The organism is Cellulomonas dongxiuzhuiae (genome assembly GCF_018623035.1).
In the GTDB taxonomy this organism is placed as follows: Bacteria; Actinomycetota; Actinomycetes; order Actinomycetales; family Cellulomonadaceae; genus Cellulomonas; species Cellulomonas dongxiuzhuiae.
This window is the reverse complement of record NZ_CP076023.1, coordinates 1,443,778-1,461,793: the sequence shown is the minus strand read 5'-3', so window position 1 is coordinate 1,461,793 and position 18,016 is coordinate 1,443,778. Positions and strand designations below refer to the sequence as shown.

Here is an 18,016-nt window from a genome sequence, read left to right as displayed (position 1 = left end):
GACGGCCCGGACGCGGTGCTCGTCCGGGCCGTCGCAGGGCCGTGCGTCAGTCGCGGCGCAGCTTGCGGTACGTCACGCGGTGCGGCCGCGCGGCGTCCGCGCCGAGGCGCTGGACCTTGTTCTCCTCGTACGACGCGAAGTTGCCCTCGAACCAGTACCAGCTGCCCGGGTTCTCCTCGGTGCCCTCGTACGCCAGGATGTGCGTCGCCACGCGGTCGAGGAACCACCGGTCGTGGGAGACGACCACGGCGCAGCCGGGGAACTCGAGCAGCGCGTTCTCCAGCGAGCCGAGCGTCTCGACGTCGAGGTCGTTCGTCGGCTCGTCGAGGAGCAGCAGGTTGCCGCCCTGCTTGAGCGTGAGCGCGAGGTTCAGGCGGTTGCGCTCACCGCCGGACAGCACGCCGGCGGGCTTCTGCTGGTCCGGGCCCTTGAACCCGAACGCGGCGACGTAGGCGCGCGAGGGCATCTCGACGTTGCCGACCTTGAGGAAGTCCAGCCCGTCCGAGACGACCTCGAACAGCGTCTTCTTCGGGTCGATCCCGCCGCGGGACTGGTCGACGTAGGAGATCGAGACGGTCTCGCCGACCTTGAGGTCACCGCCGTCCAGCGGCTCGAGGCCGACGATCGTCTTGAACAGCGTCGTCTTGCCGACACCGTTGGGGCCGATCACGCCGACGATGCCGTTGCGCGGCAGCGTGAAGCTGAGCCCGTCGATGAGCACGCGCCCGTCGAAGCCCTTCTGCAGGTTCGACGCCTCGAGCACGATCGAGCCCAGGCGCGGGCCCGGCGGGATCTGGATCTCCTCGAAGTCGAGCTTCCTGGTGCGGTCCGCCTCCGCAGCCATCTCCTCGTAGCGCGCCAGGCGCGACTTCGACTTGGTCTGCCGGCCCTTGGCGTTGGACCGGACCCACTCCAGCTCCTCCTTGAGGCGCTTGGCGAGCTTGACGTCCTTCTTGCCCTGGATGGCGAGGCGCTCGCCCTTCTTCTCCAGGTACGTCGAGTAGTTGCCCTCGTACGGGTACAGCCGACCCCGGTCGACCTCGCAGATCCACTCGGCGACGTGGTCGAGGAAGTACCGGTCGTGGGTGACGGCCAGGATGGCGCCCGGGTAGCTCTTGAGGTGCGCCTCGAGCCAGAGCACGCTCTCGGCGTCCAGGTGGTTCGTGGGCTCGTCGAGGAGCAGGAGGTCGGGCTTCTCCAGGAGGAGCTTGCACAGGGCGACGCGTCGCCGCTCACCACCCGACAGCACGGTGACGTCCGCGTCGGGCGGCGGGCACCGCAGCGCGTCCATCGCCTGCTCGAGCTGGGCGTCGAGGTCCCACGCGTCGGCGGCGTCGATCGCCTCCTGCAGCTGGCCCATCTCGGCCAGCAGCGTGTCGAAGTCGGCGTCGGGGTCCGCCATCAGGGCCGAGATCTCGTTGTAGCGGTCGAGCTTGCCCTTGATCTCGGCGACGCCCTCCTCCACGTTGCCGAGGACCGTCTTCTCCTCGTTCAGCGGCGGCTCCTGCTGCAGGATGCCGACCGTGTACCCGGGCGCGAGACGCGCCTCGCCGTTCGACGGCTGGTCGAGGCCGGCCATGATCTTGAGGATCGTGGACTTGCCCGCGCCGTTGGGGCCGACGACGCCGATCTTGGCGCCGGGCAGGAAGTTGAGGGAGACGTCGTCGAGGATGACCTTGTCGCCGTGCGCCTTGCGCGCCTTGTACATGGTGTAGATGAACTCAGCCACTGAGTGCTCGTCCGCTCCTCGTAGGTTCTGTGGTGCCGCGGAGGCGGGGGCGCGCGGCCCCTGGACGCACGCGAGGTACGTGCAGGGTGTCGCGCCGTCACCGCCCGGCCGCGGGCGCCGGGTGCCGATCCACCAGCCTAGGCGATCACCCGCGTCCGACCAGCGCCCGGCCGCGCACCGGTCCCGGCGGACGACATACCCGCGCCCTCCGGACCGCCATCGCCGCCGTCGCCGTCCACCACGTCCGCGTCGTCGGCCGCCGGCTCCTCGACCGGCGCCTCGTCGACGAGCGACGCCCACGGGTCGTCGGTGAGGACGGCCCCCACGCCCGCGCGCCCCTCGGCCGGGCCGTGGTCGTCGTCCTGCGGCGTCGCGTCGGGCTGGTCGTCGCGCGCCCGCCGCGGGCCCGAGAGGGTGCGGCGGAACTTCGTCGTCCCGAAGCTCAGGTCGTGCCCGACGGCGAGCGCCTCGAGCACGAGCTCGGAGCGTGGCGCGCCGTCCTGCGCGACCCACTCCGACTGACCGAGCCGCCCGACGACGAGCACGGGATCGCCCTTCGCGAGGGACGCGTCGAGGTTGACGGCCGCGGTCCGCCACGCCTTGACCGTGAACCACAGCGTCGGGCCGTCGCGGAAGGCACCGGACTGCCGGTCGAGCACGCGCCGCGTGGAGGCGAGCCGGAACTGCGCGTAGGGCACTCCGCCGACCCCGTCGAGGTGGTAGGTGCGCAGGTCGGAGCCGACCCATCCGACGACCGTCACGTCCTGGGTGTGCGTTCCCATCGTGGTCCCCTGTCTGCCGTGGCCCCGCGAGCGCGGGGCGTCGAACCGTCATCGTCGACGGCCGGGGGTGCCGCGCGGGGCGCCGGGACGCGCATCGGTGGACGAGCACGCCGACAACAGGGCCTGTGGGCGGCTCACCGCGCGCACAGGCGGAGAGGGCGGGTGTCAGCCCTCGCCGAGGGCTCGCGCCGCGAGCTCGCGCGCGTGCCGGTGCTCCGCCAGGACGTCCTGCGTCGGCACCAGCAGGCGCCCGCGCGCGGCCGACTCGATCGCGGCGCGACCGTCCGCGACGACGCGCGCGCCACGCGTGCGCGCCGCCCGGCGCCGGACGAGCGTCGACACCACCAGCAGCAGCACGCCCAGGGCGAGCACGGCGGCCACGAGCGCCACCGGCGGCAGCCACGACACGGACGCCCCGAGGCGGTCGGCCAGCAGGACGCCCGCACCGGCGAGACCGGCCACCCCGGCGACCACCGCGAGGAGCAGCAGGACCGTCGCCGCGCGCGAGCGCCGCGCCGCGACGGGGACGTGAGCGAGCGCGTCCGTGACCGCGAGGCGCAGCTCCGCCGTCGTCGCGACGCGTGAGCGCAGATCCTCGGCCCACGGCCGGGGCAGCCCCTGCGTGACGCTCGAGAGCCACGACGCCCGGGCCAGCCCGACACCGTCGGCGTGGACCTCACCGAGCCGCGGCGGCGTGCCGGCACCACCGCGGACGGCGGCCGCGACCGCCGCGCCGACGGCGGTCAGCCCCGCGGCCGACGACAGCCGGTCGACGACGACCCCGACGGCCAGCGCGCTCGGCGCGGGCTCACGCGACGCGACCTGCGCCTGCACCAGACGCGCCGCGTCCGCGATCTCGGCGTCGGCGTGCACGGCGGCGACCGACCTGCGGGCGACGGTGCCGGCGAGCGCGTCGCGCAACCCACCGACACCCTCCCCGGTCACCGCCGACACCTCGTGGACCAGCACGTCGGGCAGCCCGTCCTCCACCAGCAGCCGCCGCACGTCGGCCACGAGGTCGCCGCGCACGTCGGGCGGCACGGTGTCGACCTGGTTGAGGACGAGCAGCATCGACGCGTCCCGGCCGGTCATGCGCCGCAGGTACCCCGAGTGCAGCGCGTCGTCGGCGTACTTCTGGGGGTCGACGACCCAGACCAGCAGGTCCACCTGCGGCAGCACCCGGTCGACGACCTCGCGGTGCTCGGGCGCGATCGAGTCGTGGTCGGGCAGGTCCAGCAGCACCAGGCCGCGCAGCGAGGCCTCGCTGTCACCGTCGAGCAGGCTCTCCCGCTCGATGCGGTGCTCGGGCTCGACGCCGATCCAGTCGAGCAGGGGCCCGCCGTCGGCGCCCCACACGCACGCGGTCACGCGTGACGTGGTCGGCCGGCGCACACCCACGTCGGCGAACTGCAGGCGGCTCACGGCGTTGAAGAGGCTCGACTTGCCGGACCCCGTCCCGCCCGCGAGCGCGACGACCGTGTGGTCGACGCCGAGCGCGAGGCGCTCCCGCACGCGCTCGATCGTCGCGCCGACCCGCGCCACCACGGCCGGGTCGAACCGGGCACCGCCGACGGCCAGCGCGCCGTCGAGCGCGTCCACCCGCTCGTCGAGCGCCGCGGTCGTGGCGCCGCGCACGGCACCCTGCGACGTGGCCGGCGGCTCGACGCGCACGTCGTGCGTGGGTCCGTCGCCGCCGGGGACGACGGGGATGGTCGTGGTGCTGGTCGGGTCGTCGCTCACGTCAGCCCCTTGAGGACGGCGAGGCGCAGCCGCAGGCGCGACGACGCGTCGGCCGCGAGGTCCGGGTCGTCGAGGGTGCGGTCGGCGATGGTCCGCTCGAGGTCCACCTGCGCGCGTGCACGGCGCACCAGGTCCTCGCGCAGCGCCGACACGACGTCGTCGCCGGCGTCGCCCAGCAGCGTCCGGACGGCCTGTGCCGCCTCGTCGACGCCGGCTGCGGCCGCGAGCACCATCGCCGCCAGGGCGTCCTCGCCGACCGCCTTGCCGACCTGCGCGCGACGCCGGGCGTCGGCTCCGCTCCCGGCCAGGACGACGCGCACCAGCCGTGCGCCCTCGCCCGTCCAGGCGCGCGCGGCTCGTTCGGCGGCGGCGACCCGGGAGGCCTCGCCGTCGGGCCAGCGTGCGAGCACCGACGAGCCGCCGGGCGGGGCGCTCGGGCCCGTGAGCGCCGCCCGGAGCGCGGCGCTGCCCCGCAGCCCCACGGCGGTGAGCACGGAGGTGGTCGACGCGGTCAGGTCGCTCATCAGCGGTGCGACGGCTGCACCGCGGGCACGCCCGGTCCGCCCCGAGCCGCGCACCCGGCCCGAGCGGCGCACCAGCCGCGCGAAGGGCGCACCCTTGGCCACCAGCTCGGCCCAGCGCGCCCGCACGGCCCCGTCGGCGACGGCTCCGGCACGGATCGTCTCGGCGGCGGCGTCGCCCGGGGCCGTGGTCGCCCCGTCGAGCGTCCGCGCGATGCGGGCCGCCGCGTCGGCCTGGTCCTGCACGGCCTCCGCGAGCTCGTCGACCCACAGCCGCAGGGCCGCGAGCGCGCCGCGCAGCGTGCGGGCCACGACCGTGCGGGCCCGGTCCGGGCCGGCGAGCATGTTGAGCCAGCGCAGGACGGGCGCCACGACGGCGGTCGTCAGCGGGCCGGAGTGCGGGCCGACGTCCGGGATGACGAACAGCGGCGCCCCTGCCAGGCCGTGCGCGCGCAACCGGTCGAGCAGGTCCCCGCGGACCGTCGGCAGGGACGCCGCAGGCACCCGGTTGAGCACCATCGCGACGGACGTGCTGCGCTCGACGGCCGAGCGGAGCACCCGCCAGGGCAGGGCGTCGCCGTAGCGGGACGCGGTCGTGACGAAGAGCCACAGGTCGGCCGCCTCGAGCAGCCGGTGCGCGGTGTCGCGGTTGGAGTCCAGGACGGAGTCGAGGTCGGGCGCGTCGAGGATCGCGATGCCGCGCGGCACCGTGTCCGCGGCGACGGCCTGGACCTCGTCGAGCACGGGGTGGTGCGACAGCAGGTCGGCGTCCAGCGGGTGGTGGACGAGCACGGGCTCGCGCGTGGTCGGGCGCAGCACGCCCGCGGCGCTCACCTCGCGCCCCACCAGCGAGTTGACGAGGGTGGACTTGCCGGCGCCCGTGGACCCGGCCACGACCACCACGGCCGGCGCGGAGAGCTCGGTCAGGCGCGGCACGAGGTGCTCGTCGAGCTGGTCGACCAGCCGCGCACGCGACGCGCGCGCCTCCTCGACCCCCACGATCTCCAGCGGGAACGTCGTGGCCTCGACGTCACGGCGCAGGTCGCGCACGGCGTCCAGCAGCGACGTCTGCGCGAGCGGACGTGCGAGGACGTGGTGGGCGACCGACGGCTCGCCGAAGTCCCCCGGCGCAGGCACTGAGCTCTGCGCAGGCACGGTTCCGGGCTGCGCACTCACGTGCCCATTGTCGGTCCCACACCTGACCAGGCCAAACGCGGCGCGCGGGTGACATGCCACGGGTCTGGTGACGGACTTGCGGCACGTCACCCACGAGGGCCGTCCGCCCGGCCCCACTACGCTGTTCGGCACCAGCCCCCGTAGCTCAATGGATAGAGCAACGGCCTTCTAATCCGTCGGTTGCAGGTTCGAGTCCTGCCGGGGGCGCCCAGTCTGACCAGGGACGATGCGCTGACCACCCCACCGGGACCGCGCCCTCACCGGGAGCTTGTCCCGCTCGTGTCCCGCTGAGGCCCGAAAACGGCCCCCGCCGGGCGTCCCAGCAGGTCCCGCACAGGCTGGCGATGTCCCGCTTGTTCCCCGCGGTCCCCACCGTCCGTCGGCTTCACCCGCTGTGGGGGCGTGCAGGCATTGACAGGCTCTCACCGTCAGGCACCAGTGCCCGTATGGCAACGACAACTCGCCTCCAGTCCTCCGGCCGCCTGCTCACGACCAACCAGGTCTGTGAGGAGCTCCAGGTCGGCGACCGACGTGCTGCACTCGCGGCCCCCGGCACAGGACCGCGGGGCGGGGTCAGTACTCGCTGCCCTCGAACAGCAGCCCGTGCACGTTCTCCGGGTCGTGCAGCCACTGCGCCAACGGCCCGTCATCGCGGTACTCGCCGTACGTGTTCGGCACCGTCGTGCCCCTGATGGCCACGAGCCCCTTCGCGTACTCCGCATTCGCCAACGGGTCATGCCCACCCGGACCGTCCCCAGCGAACATCAGCCCATCGGCGACCTCCGTGTCGATCGGGGTCGGCGCACCATCGAAGGTCCACGCCAGCACCAGACCCCGGTAGTCCGCCGGAGCACCACCGACGAACACGTCCACGTACGCGAGCCACACCATCCCGTGCCGCACCGACGCGACACCGTCCGGCGCGACCGGCTCCACCTCGTCGAGGAGCTCCTGCGTCGTCAGGGTCCCCAACGGCCCCAGGTCCATCCCGATCCACCGCACCGGCGGTGTGAACGACTCGTCCTTCGTCGTCACGGTGTAGGCCGCCAGGGCATCGTCAGCGAACAACGCCCGCACCATGACGTCGTCGGTCTCGTGGATGACCAGCTGCGCCGGCACCGGCGGCGGGCTCAGGCACTCCCCATCAGCGCACACGTCGACCGCAGACTTCGCGACCCCGAACGTCTCCTCGAAGTACGCCAGCCGGATATCCAGGTCCAACGCCGCCAGCTCCGCGTACGGGTCCACCGACGGCGACGGTGACGACGTCGGAGTCGGTGCCGCAGTCGCAGTAGGTGAAGGCGCCGGCCACAGCCACTCCTGAACCACACCGAAGAAGCCCCCGACCGTCGCCACCGCACCAAGCGCCCCGAGCAACAGGGCCCCCACGACCGCGACCGGATGCTTCTGCAGTCGCTGCACCGTCGTGTACAGCTTGGGGTCCGAGTCCGACCCCTCCTCACTGGACCCCGACATCGGGCAGCCTCCCCCCGTCCGATGAGCAGTACAGCCCGATCAGGGTCATCCTCGTCCGGGGCGCGCGCACCCGCCACCCCCTGACACGAGCCCGTCCGCCCACACGCGACCGCCGGCACGCCACGACCGCCGGCACGCCGGCGTTGGGTTGGGCGTGTCTTCCACGGTGGTGGCGTGCCCCCAAGACCGCGAGCTGGGTGCTGTCTTCGGTCGCAAACACCGAGCGACTCCACCCGGCCAGGGCAGGGCGCCAGCGCGAGGCGCCGCGTCCCTGCCCAGCCGTCCTCGAGGGCGACGCGAAGGCACGGGGTCGACGTGAGCGGGTGCGACGGTCGCGTCGACCCCCTGCCCTCGCGAGCGCGCCCGCGACATGCAATAGTGGTCACTCCGACCACTGTAGGTCGGCAACGGAGCGGAGCCTCACCATGAAGAGCGCACTGATCGTCGTGGACGTGCAGAACGACTTCTGCGAGGGCGGGGCCCTGGCCGTCGCCGGCGGCGCGGACGTCGCGGCGCGCATCAGCGACTACCTCCGGCGGCGCGGAGCCCGCTACGACACCGTCGTGGCGACCCGCGACTGGCACGCACCACTGCCGGACACCAACGACGGGCACTTCGCCGCGGACGGCGACCCCGACTACGTCACCACGTGGCCCGTGCACTGCGTGGCCGGCACCCCCGGCGCCGAGTACCACCCGAACCTCGAGCTGCCCGAGCGCACGGTGCACGTCGTCAAGGGCGAGTCGCGCCAGGACTACTCGGGGTTCCAGGGCCGCATCCTCGACGCCCCCGACGGGCGCCAGCTCGCGAGCCTGCTGCTCGACCGGAACATCGCGTGCGTCGACGTCGTCGGCCTGGCCACCGACTTCTGCGTCGCCGCGACCGCCGTGGACGCCCGACGCGGCGGCGCGACGATCGTCACCGTCCTGACGGACCTGACAGCGGCGGTGTCCGCGCCGACCGCGATCCGGGCGCTGACCGACCTGACCGCCCGGAGGATCCGGCTCGAGGAGTCGCGATGAGCACGGGCACCGACGCGCCGGCCACGGCACCCGAGGGCTACGACGCCGGGGACTACCCGCCGTTCGGCGTCACGGTCGACCTGGCGATCTTCACGGTGCGCGACGGCGCTCTCAAGGTGCTCCTCGTCGAGCGGTCCGCGGACCCGTACGAGGGCGCGTGGGCGCTGCCCGGCGGGTTCGTGGGTGTCGACGAGGACATCGACGACGCCGCGTGGCGCGAGCTCGCGGAGGAGACCGGCCTGACCCGCACGGACTGGCACCTCGAGCAGCTGCGGACCTACGGCACGCCGGGGCGCGACCCCCGCATGCGCGTCGTCTCGGTCGCGCACGTCGCGTTCGCACCCGACCTGCCCGACCCGCAGGCGGGCTCGGACGCCCGCTGTGCGCGCTGGTGGGCCGTGGACGACCTCGACCTGCCGGGACTGCGGGGCGGCGACCACGACAGCGACGTCGACGGTGCGCCGACGCTCGCGTTCGACCACGCCCGCATCCTCGCCGCCGCGTTCGACCGCGTCGCCGCGAAGATCGAGTACACGTCCCTCGCCACGGCGTTCTGCCCCCCGACCTTCACGCTCGGGGAGCTCCAGCACGTGTACGAGGCGGTGTGGGGCGTACGGCTCGACCGCTCCAACTTCCGCCGGTGGGTGCAGCAGACCACCGGGCTCGTGCGCCCAGCGCCGACCGACGAGGTGCGGCCGCCTCAGGGGCGCGGGCGGCCCGCCGCGCTGTTCGAGGCCCGGACCGAGGGCGTCCGGACGCTCCATCCGCCGCTCCTGCGGCCCGCCGACGCACGAGCGCTGCGGGCGGACCGGTCCGCACGCTGACGGCACCCTCGGTGGTCCCACCGGACCACGACGCCCCTCACGCGAACGCCAGGTAGAACGCCAGGTGCAGCGCCACCGGCACGTGCAGCGTGCCGAGCCGCGCACGGATGGTCGCGAGTGCCACACCCAGGGCCACGATCCCGAGTGCCGGCACCGGCTGGTCGAGGCCGAAACGGTCGGGCAGCACCCACGCGTGGCCGGCCCAGAAGATGACCGCCACGACCACGATCGTCCACGGCGTCGACAGCCGCCGGCCGACGTGGTGCTGCAGCAGGCCGAAGGTCAGGTACTGCTGCCACAGCACCGAGACGGCCATCCAGGCCACGTAGACGCCGACAGGCAGGGTCAGCCCGTAGTGGAAAGGCAGGGCGATCGCCAGGGCGGCGGGCAGCACGTAGGCCCAGCAGGCCCGCGACGGTGCCAGCAGCGAGCGGGTCACGCCGCGGTGAGCGACGGCGAGTGCCGCAAGCACGACCAGCGCGACGGCACTCTCCACCAGCACGGAGGTCGCGTCGTCATCGGTCACGAGGCTCCCGGCGCCGCGCGCGTGCAGCCCGGGAGTCAGCCACCACAGGACCAGCCACGCGGCACACGCCGCGACGACGGTGCCCCCTCGTACCCGCCGGTCGGGGGCGAGGTCAGTCATCGACCGCGGACGTGCCCACGTGCCGCGCCACCTCGTACCCGTCCTGCACGTGCACGACCTCGAACGGCACGCCGGGGTGCAGCAGCTGGGCCACCTGCAGCACGTCGCCCCACTCCTGCGGCGTCCCGCCGCCCTGGCGGTCGATCAGCAGGTAGTCCGGGACGGGGTTGCGGTTGCCCAGGTAGTACACGTCCGTGCGGTCGACGAGGTACGACATCAGGCCGACGTCCGTCTCCACGACGACGTCGTCGGGGATGACCGCGAGCGTGTCGCGGGCGGCCTGGGCGCGCGGCGCACCGAAGTGCAGGCCCGGGTTCGTCAGCTGCCACAGAGGAAGCTGCGGGATCAGCATGAGGGACGCCGTCAGGCCCACGACCGGCGCGTACCGGCTGTAGTGGCGCAGCCAGCGCACGCGTCCCCGCCGCGCTCGGTCGATGCCGTCGAGCATCGCCACGAACGCGATGGGCAGGAGCACGGCGCTGTAGTGCCACGTCGGCTCCCAGTAGCCCGGCTCGGCCGACAGGAAGCGCCAGGCCAGGGTCGGCAGGGCCAGGAGCAGGAACGGGGAGCGCAGCGCGATCGCCCCGGTGACGACGACCAGCAGCCACAGCGTGTAGCCCTTGGCCGGCGCGTACAGCGCCAGCGGGTCCGACAGCGCGGCGGCCAGGTCGAGCCGGGACCCGTACGCCCACTCGCCCTCGGGGTTGAGCCGGGGCAGCACGACGCGCGTCGCCAGGACGAACCCCGCGACGCCCCACGCCGAGAGCCACAGCAGAGCGGGCCTGCGCGCGCGCCACGCGATGACGACGCCCAGCACCGCCGTCGTCAGGCCGAGGTCCTCCTTGACGAGCGCGAGCAGGGCACCGGCGACGACGGCCGTGCGCCACTGCTCGCGCAGCACCGCCACCAGGGCGATCGCGAGCAGCGGGACCGCGAACGCGATCTCGTGGAACTGGGCCTCCACCGCGTACTGCAGCCCCCAGCTCAGCCCGAACGCGACACCGACGAGCCCGCCGACCACGCGCCCCAGCAACGGCACGGCGGCCCGCGTGACGACGGCGGCCGCGACACCGAAGAGCACGTTCTGCAGCACCAGCAGCGTCAGGGCGTGCGGGAACGCCGCGTACACCGGCCCGAGCAGCACCAGCAGCGGGTGGAAGTGGTCGCCCAGCAGGTGGTAGTCCGGGCCCTTGATGTGGACGATCGGCGCCTCGAGCCCCGCGTACCGCGAGGCGAGCTGCGTGAAGATCCCCAGGTCCCACGAGCGGACCACGAACGCCCGCCACTGGGCCACGGAGTACACCGTGTAGAGCGTCGCGACGAGCAGCCCGACGCCCGCGGGCAGCGCCCACACCCGCGCGACGCGGTGACCGCGCTCCCGCCACGAAGGTCGCGGGGCCGCGGGCGTCTCGGTCTCGTCCTGCGGCGCGGTGACGTCCTGCGGCGCGGTGACGTCCTGCGGCGCGGTGACGTCCTGCGGCGCGGTGACGTCCGCGGGCGCAGCGACGTCGTGCTCCGGCCGCACCGCCGGTAGCACGGGCTCTCGTGACGTCACGTCACCTCCAGCGGGATGCGGCGGCGGGCGACCCACCGGTGGACGCCTGGCATCCTGCCACGCCCGCCGTGACGCCGGAAATGTGATGACACGACCCCCTGCGCTCTGGTGCCCTGGAAGCACCCATCCACCACGAGCCACACCCCTTGCGGGTGCGACCCGTCATGTCCGCAGGAGGACACCATGCACCCCCTCAGCACCTTCGAGCTCCACCGGCAGGACCAGGTCGCCCTGCTGCGTCGCTCGACCCGGCAGGGCACGCGCGAGCCGGTCCCACGGTCCCGGGACGACGCCCGCGGCCGACCGCCGGATCCCGGGTCCGGCACCCGCCGGACGCCCCCCGGACGGCCGACGGCACCGACGGCCCGACCCGTGGCACCATGACCCCGTGCTCACGCCCGCCCGCTGCGTCCCCGCCGCGGGCGGGCGTCGCGCGTGATGGGCCGCCACGACGGCGCCGCCACCGCACCGCGGCCCCCCTGGTACGTCCGGGCCGCACGCGCGGCGCTGCGCTGGCTGGGCCGGGTGGTCGTCGGTGCGCTCGCGGGCGGCATGGTCCTGGGTGCGACGCTGTGGGCGGGCACCTCGTGGGAGTCGGCGCGGGCGCTGGGTGCCGCCGCGGCCGTCCTCACGGTCGTCGCGACGGCCCTGGCTGCGACCCTGCCGCTGGTGCCGGGACCACCGACCACCACCCGCGACGACGGGGCCGGGACGCGCCGCGACCCGTCGCCCGACGACCGGTGACGTGCGCTGGTCCTAGTCTGTCGAGGTGACGAGCACCGCCGACGACGCACCGACCACTGCCACCACCGCCGCTCCCCCGGGTGGCACGCACTCCAGCACCGACCGCATCGTGTGGGTGGACTGCGAGATGACCGGCCTGGACCTGGCCCACGACGCCCTCGTGGAGGTCGCGGCCGTGGTGACCGACTCCGAGCTCAACGTCCTGGGGGACGGCGTCGACGTCGTCGTCGCCCCGCCGCCGGAGGCGCTCGCGCAGATGGGCGACTTCGTCCGCACCATGCACACGACCTCGGGGCTGCTCCCCGAGCTCGAGCACGGCGTGAGCCTGGCCGACGCGCAGGCGCAGGTCCTCGACTACATCCGCACCTGGGTCCCCGACGCCGGCAAGGCTCCCCTCGCGGGCAACTCGGTGGGCACCGACAAGGCGTTCCTGGACCGCGACATGCCCGAGCTCGTCGGGCACCTGCACTACCGGATCGTCGACGTCTCCTCCATCAAGGAGCTCGCGCGCCGCTGGTACCCCCGTGTGTACTTCGCCGCGCCCGAGAAGAACGGCGGCCACCGCGCGCTCGCCGACATCCTCGAGAGCATCGACGAGCTGCGCTACTACCGGGCGGCGCTGCTGCCCGCCGCCCCCGGGCCGGACTCGGGCCAGGCGCGCAGGATCGCGGCCGACGTCGTCGCGACGAGCGTCAAGCGGGGTGTGCTCCCCGGGGCGTGACCCAGGAACGCCGCAGGGCGCCGACCGAGGTCGACGCCCTGCGACTGCTGGGTGGCTAACGGGACTTGAACCCGCGACCCCCTGGACCACAACCAGGTGCTCTACCTAGCTGAGCTATAGCCACCGCGGTGCCGTCGGACCGGGATCCCGAGGGAGTCCGGCCGTCCTGCACCTGGTCCGACGCGCGCGCCGGGCCGACGATGAGTGTAGCGGGTGCGGCGCCGACCTTCGTCACGCATCCGCCCCGGGGCGGGCCCGGGGGTGTGCGAGACGCGTCACAACCGCGCGGCGACCGCGTCCGCGAACCGCTCGGCCGCGCCGGGGGCGTGCTCGAAGAACAGCGCGGGCTCCGCGAGCTCGACCTCGAGGACGACGGGGCGACCCTCGTCGTCGGGGATCAGGTCGACGCGCGTGTACAGCAGCGGCGCGCGGTCGGGGAACACCTTGCCGAGCTCCTCGACGACCAGGTCGCCGACCGCACGCTCCTGCTCGGTCACGTCACGCGCGGCCAGGACGCGCTCACGGAAGAGCACGCCCTCCTTCTCCCCCGCCCGGTACGGACCCTCCAGCAGCGGCTCCTTGCGGACCGCGTGGCTGAACGCTCCGTCGACGTACACCAGCGCGCTCTCGCCGTGCGTGTCGACCTGGGTCAGGTAGCGCTGCAGCATGACGCGCCGGCCCACGGCCAGCAGGTTCTTGGCGTGCGTGATGGCGAGGGACCGCGACGGGGTCTGCCCCGCGTCGTAGCGGCCGGTGTCGCGCGAGCCGGCGCTGACGGTCGGCTTGATGACGAAGTCGCCGAACGCGGGGAAGCGTGTGTGGATCGCCCGGGCGTCGAGGTTGCGCTCGGGGTCGAGCCAGATCGTCGGGACGATCGGGATCCCGCGCTGCTCGAGATCGCGCAGGTAGGTCTTGTCGATGTTCCAGGCGACGACGTCGGCGGGGTTGAGCAGCTTCGACGTGCGCTCGACCCGGCGGGTCCAGTCGGCGAACTGCGTGGGCCGGTCCGTGTAGTCCCACGTGGAGCGGATGAGCACGTGCGGGTACGCCGACCAGTCCACCGTCGGGTCGTCCCACACGACGACGTCCGTGGGGACGCCGCGCTCGGTCAGCGCGGCCCGCAGCGGGAGGTCGTCGGGGTCGAGCTGCGGCAGCTGGGCGCACGTGGCAAGGGCAAGACGTGCGGTGGGTTCGCTCACACCTCGCACTGTACCCACGCGGTGTGTCGCGCACGCTGCCGCCGCGTGACGCGCGGTCGACGCACCGGCTGCACCTCGCCGCCGCCGGACCGGTCGGGCGCGGCGGTCAGGCGCGTGCGCCGCCCGCCGCGGTGAGACGGTGCAGCGCCCGCACGACGCTCGCGGCCGACGCCGTCCCCACGTGCCGTCCCGCCTCGTCGAGGACCCCCACGGTCGTCCCGTCGGGGCACTCGACGGCGGCGGTCAGCGCGGTGACGACGTCGCCCAGCTCGGCTCCGAGCCGCACGGAAGGTCCGGGACGGGCGTGCCCCGAGCCGTCGTCCTCGCGCGGTGCGTCGAGGTCCGCCGGCTCCAGCCGGCCGAGGGCGAGCAGGCGCGCCGTGCGACCGCGTCCGACGAGGCCCGCGACCGTCTCGGTCGCGGGCCGCGCGACGACCTCCAGCGGGGACGCAAGCTGCTCCACACGCGCCCCGCGGCTCAGGACGACGACACGGTCGGCCATGCGGACGGCCTCGTCGATGTCGTGCGTGACCATCATCACGGTCGTCCCGAGGTCGCGCTGCAGGCGGCTGAACTCCTGCTGCAGGCGCGCACGCCCCACCGGGTCGACGGCCCCGAAGGGCTCGTCCATGAGGAGCACCGGCGGGTCCGTCGCGAGCGCCCGGGCCACGCCGACGCGCTGACGCTCCCCGCCGGACAGCTCGTGCGGCCAGCGTCGGGCGTACCGGGCGGGCTCGAGCCCGACGAGCGTGAGGAGCTCCGCGACGCGGTCGCGCGTGCGCCGACGGTCCCACCCCACGAGCGTGGGCACCGTCGCGACGTTCTGGGCGACCGTGCGGTGCGGGAAGAGGCCCACGTTCTGGATGACGTAGCCGATGCGGCGCCGCAGGGCGACGGGGTCGACGTCGGTGACGTCCTCGTCGCCCAGCACGATGCGCCCGGCGGTCGGCTCGACGAGACGGTTGGCCATCCGCAGCGTCGTCGACTTGCCGCAGCCGGACGCCCCGACGAGCACGAGCAGCTCGCCCTCGCGCACCGCGAGCGACAGGTCGTCGACCGCGACCGATCCCGCGTACTCCTTGCGCACGGAGTCGAACCGGATCGCGACGGTGTGCCCCTCGTCGGCCCCGGCGACGCTCGTGGGCGCGCTCGCGTGCGCGGTCGTGCTCCGGTCGGCTCCGGGTACGGACGGCGTCACGCCCAGCGACGCTAGCGGCAGCCGCCGACACCCGCGCGCCGGGCGTCCCGCGCGCGGGTGTCGGTCCCCGTCAGTAGGTTCGAGCGCATGCCGTCCGGTCAGGCCGTCACGACCGTCGCCAACCCGTGGTTCTCGTGGGACTACCTCGAGCGCAACGGGTCCGACGTGCTGCGCTACACCCAGCAGCACGCGTCGCTGACCGTGCAGGCCGTGCTCATCGCGTTCGTCGTGGCCCTGCCACTCGCGGCGCTCGCGCACGCCCGCCCGCGGCTCGCCGGTCCGGTGCTGGCCACGACGGGCGTGCTGTACACGGTCCCGTCGCTCGCGCTGTTCGCGGTGCTCGCGCCCGTGACCGGCATCGGACGCACCACCGTGCTCATCGGGCTCGTCCTCTACGCGCTGCTGGTGCTCGTGCGCAACACGCTGGCCGGGCTGCAGGGCGTCGACCCCGCGGTGCGCGACGCCGCCCGGGGCATGGGCTACGGCCGCCTGCGCCTGCTGCTGGGCGTCGAGCTGCCGCAGGCGGTCCCGGCCGTCGTCGCGGGCCTCCGGCTGGCGACGGTGAGCACCGTCGCGCTCGTCACGGTCGGTGTCGTCGTCGGGTACGGCGGCCTCGGCCAGCTGATGTTCCGCGGCTTTCGCAGCAACTACCACGCCGAGGTCATGACGGCCACGGTGCTGTGCCTGGTGCTGGCGCTCGTCGCCGACCTCGCGCTCGCCCTGCTGGGTCGCGTCCTGACGCCGTGGCGGCGCTCCTCGGCGGCGGCGACCCCGCCTGCGAGCGCATCCGAGGAGGCCGCGTGGACGTCCTGACCGAGGCGGTGCGCTGGCTCAACGACCCCCTCAACTGGACCGGGCGGCAGGGCGTGCTCGCCCTGACCCGCACGCACCTCGAGGTGTCGGCCGTCGCCGTCGCCGTCGCGCTCCTCGTCGCGCTGCCCGTCGGGCTCTGGCTCGGTCACCGCGGGCGCGGGGCGACCGTCGGCGTGGTGGTCGCGAACACGACGCGTGCGCTGCCGACGCTGGCCCTCCTCACCCTGCTCGCCGCGACCGGATGGTTCGGCAACACGGCCACCGCCCTCGCGTGCGCCGTCTTCGCGGTGCCGCCGATCCTCGCCAACGCCGTGACCGGCGTCGGGGGCGTCGACCCGGACGCGCGCGACGCCGCGCGCGGGCTGGGGATGTCCGGTGCCCGCGTGATGTGGTCGGTCGAGGTGCCGCTCGCGGTGCCGCTGATCGCCGCGGGGATCCGCACGGGCGCCGTGCAGGTGCTCGCGACGGTTCCGCTCGCCGCCCTGGTCGGCGGCACGAGCCTCGGCACCGTCGTGGTCAGCGGCTTCGCCACGCAGCGCTACGGCAAGGCACTCGCCGGGGGGATCCTGGTGGCCGGCCTGTGCCTGCTCGTCGAGGGGTTGCTCGCGGTCCTCGAGCGCGTCGTGACACCGCGCGGGCTCCGGAGCCGCACGCGTGCCACGGCCACGGACGCCCGGCCCGGCCCTCGACGCACGCGGGCGCTTCCGGTTGCCGTCGGCGCCGCAGACGGATCGAATGATCCCGCGCCGTCTCCCTGACCACCGCTCTTCCCGGTCCCGCAGCCGACAGGTCGCCCGGCCGCACCCCCGCGCCACCCGTGCCGTACCCATGACAGGAGACCTCCGATGCGCACCAACCCGCGGACCCGCACGCTCGGCGTCCTGACCGCCGCGGTCCTCGCGCTCAGCGCGTGCGGCACGCCCGGCTCCGGAGGAGGTCAGGCCGAGTCCGACCCCACCAGCGCGGCCGGTGGGGCGCCGGCCTGCGAGCCCGTCGCGGGCGAGACGCTCGTCGTGCTCGAGGACGACCTGGGCCTGCAGAACGCCGACAACGTCATCCCGGCGATCAACGCCCAGGCCGCGGCGGACCACCCGCAGGTCGTCGAGCTGCTCGACGCCGTGTCGGCCGCGCTCGACACCGACCGGCTCATCGAGCTCAACCGTGCCGTCGACGTCGAGCGGCGCACCCCGACCGAGGTCGCCGCCCAGTTCGTGACCGACGAGTCCCTGGAGTCGCCCGACGCGTCGGTCGGCAGCGGGACGAGCCTGACCGTCGGTGCTGCCAACTTCTCCGAGAGCATCACGCTCGCCGAGATCTACGCGCAGGTGCTGCGCAGCGCCGGCTTCGACGCGCAGGCACAGACGATCGGTGCGCGCGAGACGTACCTGCCCGCGCTGCAGTCCGGCGAGATCGCCGTCGTCCCCGAGTACGCGGCGACGCTCGTGACCTACCTCAACGCCGAGGTCAACGGTGCGGACGCACCCTCGGTCGCGTCCAGCGACGTCGAGGAGACGGTCACCGCCCTGGAACCGCTCGCCGAGGAGAGCGGCCTCGTGGTGGGTGCCGCGTCGGCCGCGCAGGACCAGAACGCGTTCGCCGTGACCGCGGAGTTCGCCGCCGAGCACGAGCTGACCACGCTGTCGGACCTCGCGGCGACCTGCGGCGAGGTCGTGCTCGCCGGTCCGCCCGAGTGCCCCGAGCGGCCGTTCTGCCAGATCGGCCTCGAGGAGACGTACGGCCTGTCGGTCGGCGAGTTCAAGTCCTACGACTTCGCCCTCATCGGTCAGGCCGTGCGGCAGGGCGACGCCGCGGTGGGGCTCGTCACGTCGTCCGACGGATCGCTCGCCACCCGCGACTGACCGGGACGCGG

16 protein-coding genes and 2 tRNA genes are annotated in these 18,016 nt (G+C 74.2%); 8 read left to right on the top strand and 10 right to left on the bottom strand.

All coding sequences use genetic code 11. From position 1 onward, the window contains the following. Positions 1 to 46: 46 nt before the first annotated feature. The 4 genes from ettA to KKR89_RS06600 form a co-directional block, all read right to left on the bottom strand. Positions 47 to 1,729, bottom strand: a complete 1,683-nt coding sequence (ettA, locus tag KKR89_RS06615) for an energy-dependent translational throttle protein EttA (protein WP_208197527.1) — start codon at positions 1,727 to 1,729, stop codon at positions 47 to 49. 137 nt (positions 1,730 to 1,866) lie between these two features. Then, positions 1,867 to 2,511: a single-stranded DNA-binding protein gene (locus KKR89_RS06610; protein ID WP_208197526.1), complete on the bottom strand. Its 645-nt coding sequence runs from the start codon at positions 2,509 to 2,511 to the stop codon at positions 1,867 to 1,869. Positions 2,512 to 2,676: 165 nt separating this feature from the next. Continuing rightward, the gene (locus tag KKR89_RS06605; RefSeq protein ID WP_208197525.1) at positions 2,677 to 4,251 is read right to left on the bottom strand and encodes a GTPase; all 1,575 of its coding nucleotides are present in this window, start codon (positions 4,249 to 4,251) and stop codon (positions 2,677 to 2,679) included. Then, positions 4,248 to 5,909, bottom strand: a complete 1,662-nt coding sequence (locus tag KKR89_RS06600) for a dynamin family protein (protein WP_251141046.1) — start codon at positions 5,907 to 5,909, stop codon at positions 4,248 to 4,250. Before KKR89_RS06600 ends, KKR89_RS06605 begins: the two co-directional genes overlap by 4 nt. 173 nt (positions 5,910 to 6,082) lie before the next feature. Here KKR89_RS06600 and KKR89_RS06595 point away from each other — a divergent pair. Then, a tRNA-Arg gene (locus tag KKR89_RS06595) sits at positions 6,083 to 6,155 on the top strand. 366 nt (positions 6,156 to 6,521) lie between these two features. Here KKR89_RS06595 and KKR89_RS06590 read toward each other — a convergent pair. Beyond that, on the bottom strand, positions 6,522 to 7,370 hold the full coding sequence (locus KKR89_RS06590; protein WP_214765742.1) for a hypothetical protein: 849 nt from the start codon (positions 7,368 to 7,370) through the stop codon (positions 6,522 to 6,524). 479 nt (positions 7,371 to 7,849) lie between these two features. Between KKR89_RS06590 and KKR89_RS06585 the strand changes: the two genes are divergently transcribed. Together KKR89_RS06585 and KKR89_RS06580 are read left to right on the top strand one after the other, a co-directional pair. Continuing rightward, entirely contained in the window at positions 7,850 to 8,446 is a 597-nt protein-coding gene (locus KKR89_RS06585; RefSeq protein WP_208197522.1) for an isochorismatase family protein, read from the top strand. Then, complete coding sequence (locus tag KKR89_RS06580; protein WP_208197521.1) at positions 8,443 to 9,270, top strand: NUDIX hydrolase; 828 nt, start codon at positions 8,443 to 8,445, stop codon at positions 9,268 to 9,270. The genes KKR89_RS06585 and KKR89_RS06580 overlap by 4 nt, the downstream gene beginning before the upstream one ends. Before the next feature lie 37 nt (positions 9,271 to 9,307). Here the strand turns inward: KKR89_RS06580 and KKR89_RS06575 are convergent, their stop codons facing one another. Further along, entirely contained in the window at positions 9,308 to 9,916 is a 609-nt protein-coding gene (locus tag KKR89_RS06575; protein WP_208197520.1) for a CPBP family glutamic-type intramembrane protease, read from the bottom strand. Then, complete coding sequence (locus KKR89_RS06570) at positions 9,909 to 11,471, bottom strand: DUF2079 domain-containing protein (RefSeq protein ID WP_208197519.1); 1,563 nt, start codon at positions 11,469 to 11,471, stop codon at positions 9,909 to 9,911. The genes KKR89_RS06575 and KKR89_RS06570 overlap by 8 nt, the downstream gene beginning before the upstream one ends. 438 nt (positions 11,472 to 11,909) lie before the next feature. Between KKR89_RS06570 and KKR89_RS06565 the strand changes: the two genes are divergently transcribed. Together KKR89_RS06565 and orn are read left to right on the top strand one after the other, a co-directional pair. Continuing rightward, positions 11,910 to 12,215: a hypothetical protein gene (locus tag KKR89_RS06565; protein ID WP_208197518.1), complete on the top strand. Its 306-nt coding sequence runs from the start codon at positions 11,910 to 11,912 to the stop codon at positions 12,213 to 12,215. A 127-nt stretch (positions 12,216 to 12,342) separates the two neighbouring features. Next, entirely contained in the window at positions 12,343 to 12,936 is a 594-nt protein-coding gene (orn, locus tag KKR89_RS06560; RefSeq protein WP_243883318.1) for an oligoribonuclease, read from the top strand. A 50-nt stretch (positions 12,937 to 12,986) separates the two neighbouring features. On the opposite strand, the gene KKR89_RS06555 is transcribed toward orn, so the two are convergent. From KKR89_RS06555 to KKR89_RS06545, 3 genes are all read right to left on the bottom strand, one after another. Continuing rightward, positions 12,987 to 13,060: transfer RNA gene (locus KKR89_RS06555), tRNA-His, on the bottom strand. A gap of 151 nt (positions 13,061 to 13,211) precedes the next feature. After that, on the bottom strand, positions 13,212 to 14,135 hold the full coding sequence (locus tag KKR89_RS06550) for an ATP-grasp domain-containing protein (protein WP_208197516.1): 924 nt from the start codon (positions 14,133 to 14,135) through the stop codon (positions 13,212 to 13,214). Between the two features lie 106 nt (positions 14,136 to 14,241). Continuing rightward, on the bottom strand, positions 14,242 to 15,237 hold the full coding sequence (locus KKR89_RS06545) for an ABC transporter ATP-binding protein (protein WP_208197794.1): 996 nt from the start codon (positions 15,235 to 15,237) through the stop codon (positions 14,242 to 14,244). 183 nt (positions 15,238 to 15,420) lie between these two features. Between KKR89_RS06545 and KKR89_RS06540 the strand changes: the two genes are divergently transcribed. The 3 genes from KKR89_RS06540 to KKR89_RS06530 all read left to right on the top strand — a co-directional run bounded on the left by KKR89_RS06540 (position 15,421) and on the right by KKR89_RS06530 (position 18,005). Next, on the top strand, positions 15,421 to 16,146 hold the full coding sequence (locus tag KKR89_RS06540) for an ABC transporter permease (RefSeq protein ID WP_208197515.1): 726 nt from the start codon (positions 15,421 to 15,423) through the stop codon (positions 16,144 to 16,146). Next, entirely contained in the window at positions 16,134 to 16,904 is a 771-nt protein-coding gene (locus tag KKR89_RS06535; protein WP_208197514.1) for an ABC transporter permease, read from the top strand. The genes KKR89_RS06540 and KKR89_RS06535 overlap by 13 nt, the downstream gene beginning before the upstream one ends. 87 nt (positions 16,905 to 16,991) lie before the next feature. After that, positions 16,992 to 18,005 carry a glycine betaine ABC transporter substrate-binding protein gene (locus tag KKR89_RS06530; protein WP_208197513.1) on the top strand — a complete coding sequence of 338 codons (1,014 nt, stop codon included), beginning with the start codon at positions 16,992 to 16,994 and terminating at the stop codon, positions 18,003 to 18,005. Positions 18,006 to 18,016: the final 11 nt, after the last annotated feature.